General features: G+C 68.5%; 6 protein-coding genes and 1 pseudogene. 1 reads left to right on the top strand and 6 read right to left on the bottom strand.

Features of this window, described 5'->3' with window-relative positions; all coding sequences use genetic code 11:
- Positions 1-214 precede the first annotated feature (214 nt).
- The 5 genes from AC1DY5_RS43545 to AC1DY5_RS43525 all read right to left on the bottom strand — a co-directional run bounded on the left by AC1DY5_RS43545 (position 215) and on the right by AC1DY5_RS43525 (position 3,171).
- A complete protein-coding gene (locus AC1DY5_RS43545) occupies positions 215-688 on the bottom strand; it encodes a DUF3237 domain-containing protein (RefSeq protein ID WP_478120625.1) in 474 nt (157 codons plus the stop codon).
- A gap of 33 nt (positions 689-721) precedes the next feature.
- The gene (locus AC1DY5_RS43540) at positions 722-892 is read right to left on the bottom strand and encodes a hypothetical protein (protein WP_478120624.1); all 171 of its coding nucleotides are present in this window, start codon (positions 890-892) and stop codon (positions 722-724) included.
- A gap of 92 nt (positions 893-984) precedes the next feature.
- Entirely contained in the window at positions 985-1,959 is a 975-nt protein-coding gene (locus AC1DY5_RS43535) for an aldo/keto reductase (protein WP_478120623.1), read from the bottom strand.
- Positions 1,960-1,981: 22 nt separating this feature from the next.
- Positions 1,982-2,581 (bottom strand): chromate transporter, encoded by a 600-nt coding sequence (locus AC1DY5_RS43530; protein WP_478120622.1) that lies wholly within the window; start codon positions 2,579-2,581, stop codon positions 1,982-1,984.
- Entirely contained in the window at positions 2,578-3,171 is a 594-nt protein-coding gene (locus AC1DY5_RS43525) for a chromate transporter (protein WP_478120621.1), read from the bottom strand. The genes AC1DY5_RS43530 and AC1DY5_RS43525 overlap by 4 nt, the downstream gene beginning before the upstream one ends.
- An 89-nt stretch (positions 3,172-3,260) precedes the next feature.
- Here AC1DY5_RS43525 and AC1DY5_RS43520 point away from each other — a divergent pair, with 89 nt between their 5' ends.
- Positions 3,261-4,202: a YihY/virulence factor BrkB family protein gene (locus AC1DY5_RS43520; RefSeq protein WP_478120620.1), complete on the top strand. Its 942-nt coding sequence runs from the start codon at positions 3,261-3,263 to the stop codon at positions 4,200-4,202.
- Positions 4,203-4,237: 35 nt separating this feature from the next.
- Here the strand turns inward: AC1DY5_RS43520 and AC1DY5_RS43515 are convergent.
- Positions 4,238-4,435 (bottom strand): annotated as a pseudogene (locus AC1DY5_RS43515) (methyl-accepting chemotaxis protein); the annotation flags it as partial.

Genomic DNA, 4,435 nt, shown 5'->3' with positions numbered 1-4,435 from the left:
CACCAGCTCACTCAGGTCCAACTGGTCGATCACCTCCACGACAAAGCGGGCCAGGTGATCCTGCGGTAGCCATTCATCAACCGACGGCGGCAGCAAGTAGGCGGTGTCTCGATCTACGGCAATGAAGCGGCTCATGCAGTGGAGGTCTATTTAAACTGGCGCGATTGTCCAAGCCGCCGCCCACTCGGGGTAGGCGGGAAAGCCCGACACGCTCCTAGAGGCTGAAGAAGCGCATCACGACCTCGGCGGGATGCCGGACGCCGACACCGACGAACATGCGGTCGGTGATCCAGCCCAGCGTCTTCGAGGCGGTCTCGAAGCGTGGATTGCAGCGGAAGTAGACCTGGGCCGGGTCGACCGGTTCGCCCCGCAGCAGCTTCGCCATGACCTCGGCCGGGGCGGCGCGCAGCGCGTGGTTCTGGACGTAGATCAGGTCGCCGCCATCGGTCTCGAGCCCGTAGCGGGCATCGAGCTCGGACAGGGTGTCGCTGACGATCAGCTGGAAATCGGTGCCGCCGGGCAGAACCCGGGCGGTCCAGCCGTCGCCGCGGGCCTCGCCGCCGGTGATCGGCACCAGCCGGCGCATGCCGCGCGGGCCGCGGCTCAGGACTTCCGGTTTGCCGACCTCGACCCGGAGGTCGGCGAAATGGTCGAGTGCGGGCGGGGCGAGCGGGTCTTTCGAATTCATCCCCTAGCGTAACGCCGGTGTCGCCTGTCGCGCTCAGGAGGGGTCCTTGCCGCGCGTGCGGCCGACGCCGCTGAAGATGCCGATTCCCAGCAGGATCAGGGCGCCGATGCCGATGTAGAGCGTGGACACGCCGGCGACCGAGGCGGCCCAGCCGAGGCCGGCCAGGAAGATCAGGAAACCGATCATGTAAAGGGCGAAGGACATGGCTCTTTCTCCGGGTCTTGGAATCGGCCCAGTCTGCCTGCGCATCGCTTCAGGCGCAGCGGCCACGGGCGCTATTCCGTGTCGGAGGTAGCCTACCGTTCGGCCGGGACCTTGTCTTCGGCACTCGCTGCATCCAGCGCAGCGATCGTTTCGGGCGCCAGCCGAAGTGCCGTCGCCGCCACTAGTTCCGCGAGCTGCTTCATCGAGGTCGCGCTGGCGATCGGCGCCGTGATCGCCGGCCGCGCGATCTGCCAGGCGATCGCCACCTGGCCCGGCGTGGCGTCGTGCGCCCTGGCCGCGGCATCGAGTGCATCGAGGATGCGCAGCCCGCGCGGATTCAGATATTTCTTCGTCGTGCTGGCGCCGCGTGCGCTCTTCGCGGCATCGGCCTCGCTGCGGTACTTGCCGGTGAGGAAGCCGGCCGCCAGAGCATAGAAATTGATCACGCCGACGCCGCGCGCCAGGCACAGCGGCTCGAGCGCATCCTCGAAGACCGCCCGGTCGTAAAGGTTGTAGAGCGGCTGCAGGCTCTCGTAGCGCGGCAGGCCCTGCTTCTCGGCCACGTCCAGCGCCTCGGCCAGGCGCGGGGTGCTGAAGTTCGAGGCCCCGATCGCTCGCACCTTGCCGGCCTCGATCAGCGCCGCGAAGGCCTCGGCGGTGTCCGACATCGGCGTCGCCGGGTCGTCGTCATGCGATTGGTAGAGGTCGATGTGGTCGGTTTTGAGGCGCCGAAGAGAGGCATCCACGGCCTCGTGGATGTAGGCCGGCGACAGGCCCTGCTTGCCGTCGCCCATCGGCTTGCCGAGCTTGGTCGCGAGCACCACGCGGTTGCGCTTGCCGGTCTGGTGCAGCCACTTGCCAATCAGAGTCTCGGATTCGCCGCCGCCGTGGCCGGGCACCCATCGCGAATAGACGTCGGCGGTATCGACGAAGTTGAAGCCGGCGTCGAGCCAGGCATCGAGCAGGCGGAAGGACAGCGCCTCGTCCACCGTCCAGCCGAAGACGTTGCCGCCGAAGGCCAGCGGCGAAACCTGGAGGCCGGAGCGGCCGAGGGGTCGGAGTTGCATGAAGGATCCTTGAAAGGGAAGTTCAGACGAAATCCAGGGCGCCCAGCAGCGCGCCGGCGCCCAGCAGCCACAGCAGGTGGATGCGGGTGCGCCAGACGATAAGCGCGGCAACGCCGGTCAGCAGCCAGAGGTGCCAGGCGGGCGCGTTGCCGGCATGGTTTCCCGCCGCCAGCACCCAGCCGGTGGCGACCAGCAGGCCGATCACGATCGGAGCCATGCCCTGCTTGAAGGCGCGGACCCCGCGCCGGTTCCGGTTGCGGTGCCCCCATCGGGTCGCGAAATAGGTCAGAGTGGTGCTGGGCAGCATGATGCCGAGCATCGTGAGCGCGAGACCCAGCAGGCCCAGCAGCCAGGCCTGCGGACCGGCCCCGATGCCGCCGCCGGCGTTGAGCCCGACGTTCCAGCCCATCAGCGCCACGAACAGCACGTTGGGCCCGGGTGCCGCCTGGGCGATCGCCACCGAGGAGCTGAACTGCGCGTCGGTCAGCCAGCCGTGGTCGCTGACCAGGTAGCGGTGCATGTCGGGCACGGTGGTGATGGCACCGCTGATCGACAGTAGCGAGAGCATCAGGTATTGCGCGAAGAGCGACAGCCAGTCCTGCCAGTGCATGACGATGGTCATCGCGGAATCTTCCGCCAGGTCCAGATGCAGGCCAGGCCACCGACAATCAGCAGCACCCAGCCGAGCGGGATGTGGAAGAGGGCGATCGCGGCGAACACCAGCGCGACCAATCCGAGGCAGGTGGCGAAGCCGAGCGGGTGCTTGCGCAGCTGGGGCACCAGCTTGATGCCGGTGGCGGCGATCAGTCCGCCGGCCACCGCACCCATGCCGCGCAGCGCGCCGGCGACCTGCGAATTGCCGGCGTAGTGGGCATAGAGCACCGCCAGCACGAGGATCACGCCGAGCGGCACCGTCAGCATGCCGGCCACGGCCGCGATCGCGCCGCGCAGCCCGAAGTGGCGGTCGCCGATCATCAGCGCCAGGTTGATCACGTTCGGGCCCGGCAGCACCTGGGCCACGGCCCAGTCCTCGAGGAATTCGTCGGGGGTGAGCCAGCGCTTCTTCTCGACCATCTCGCGCTGGACGATGGCCAGCACGCCGCCGAAGCCCTGCAACGCGAGCCAGGTGCAGGAAAAGAACAGGTCGCGCGGGGACTTGGGGCGTGGGCGATCGGGCGCTGCCGCCGCGATGGATGAGGATGCCGATTGCATGAGCGGCGATTATCGTTGGGCGGGCCGGACGGCGCTGGCTAGCGCGCCGTCCGACGCCGGCCCGCCCCGCTTGCTGCCAAACTCAGGCCATGAACGCACGCTCGCTCTTCGATCTCTGCAAGGACTCCGTGGCCTCGTGGCAGGCCGACTACGCACCCAGCATGGGCGCGGCGCTGGCCTACTACACGGTGTTCTCGGTTGCGCCGCTGATCCTGATCGTGATCTCGGTGGTCGGCCTGGTGTTCGGCGAGGAGGCGGCCCGCGGCGAGATCTTCGAGCAGTTGTCGGGGCTGATGGGCGCCGACGGCGCGCGAACGGTGCAGTCGATGCTGGAAGCCCTCAACAAGCCGACCCAGAGCGTGGTCGCCACCGTGGTCGGCATCGGCCTGCTGGTGGTCGGTGCGACCACAGTGTTCGGCGAACTGCAGGACGCGCTCGATCGCATCTGGCGGGCGCCGGCGCGCAACGACGGCGGCGGCCTCATGTCGCTGCTGCGCACCCGGCTGCTGTCGTTCAGCATGATCATGGGCATCGGCTTCCTGATGATCGTGTCGCTGGTAGTCAACGCGGCGCTAGCGGCCCTGGGCGAATGGTGGGCGCCGATGTTCGGCGGTTGGGCCAAGCTGGCGCAGAACGTCGATTCGATCTTCAGCTTTTTGACCGTGACCGTCGGCTTCGCGATGATCTACAAGGTCATGCCGCGCGTCAGCGTGCAGTGGCGCGACGTCTGGGTCGGGGCCACGGTGACCGCGGTGCTGTTCACGGTCGGCAAGTACCTGATTGGCCTGTACATCGGCACCACCGGTGTCGCCTCGGGCTATGGCGCCGCCGGGTCTTTGGTGGTGGTGCTGGTGTGGGTCTACTACTCGGCGCAGATCTTCCTGCTGGGCGCGGAGTTCACCTGGGTCTACGCCCACACCTATGGCTCGCTCAAGGGCGTTCCCCGCCCGGTGGCCGGGCGTTCGCCGATGCGGGCCGAACCGGTCGACGGGCCGGAGCGGCCGCCGGCGCGCGGGGCGGCCGACCGCTGATATGGCTTGATCCTGTCAAGAGCGCGAGCCGCTATCTAGAACGCTTCCCAGTCGCCCGCCCCGACCGGCGCGGGGGCGGTGGCGGCGGGCTTGCGTGCGGAGGTTTGCGCTTTCGCGGCTCGGGCCTTGTCCAAGGCCACCACCGGAGATGCCGCCGCCATGCGCGACACGGCCGGGCGCTCCAGCTTGAAGACGCTGACGGCGCGCGACAACTGGCTCGCCTGGTCCTGGAG

This window comes from Variovorax sp. P4_D9, assembly GCF_056401695.1.
Note: the sequence above shows the minus strand (reverse complement) of the source record. Positions and strands in the feature narration are given on the sequence as shown.

Bases quoted from the DNA above. Each gene is read 5' to 3' on its own strand.
- AC1DY5_RS43530 (WP_478120622.1), bottom strand. From the start codon at position 2,581: ATGACCATCGTCATGCACTGGCAGGACTGGCTGTCGCTCTTCGCGCAA.
- AC1DY5_RS43535 (WP_478120623.1), bottom strand. From the start codon at position 1,959: ATGCAACTCCGACCCCTCGGCCGCTCCGGCCTCCAGGTTTCGCCGCTG.
- AC1DY5_RS43540 (WP_478120624.1), bottom strand. From the start codon at position 892: ATGTCCTTCGCCCTTTACATGATCGGTTTCCTGATCTTCCTGGCCGGC.
- AC1DY5_RS43545 (WP_478120625.1), bottom strand. From the start codon at position 688: ATGAATTCGAAAGACCCGCTCGCCCCGCCCGCACTCGACCATTTCGCC.
- AC1DY5_RS43520 (WP_478120620.1), top strand. From the start codon at position 3,261: ATGAACGCACGCTCGCTCTTCGATCTCTGCAAGGACTCCGTGGCCTCG.
- AC1DY5_RS43525 (WP_478120621.1), bottom strand. From the start codon at position 3,171: ATGCAATCGGCATCCTCATCCATCGCGGCGGCAGCGCCCGATCGCCCA.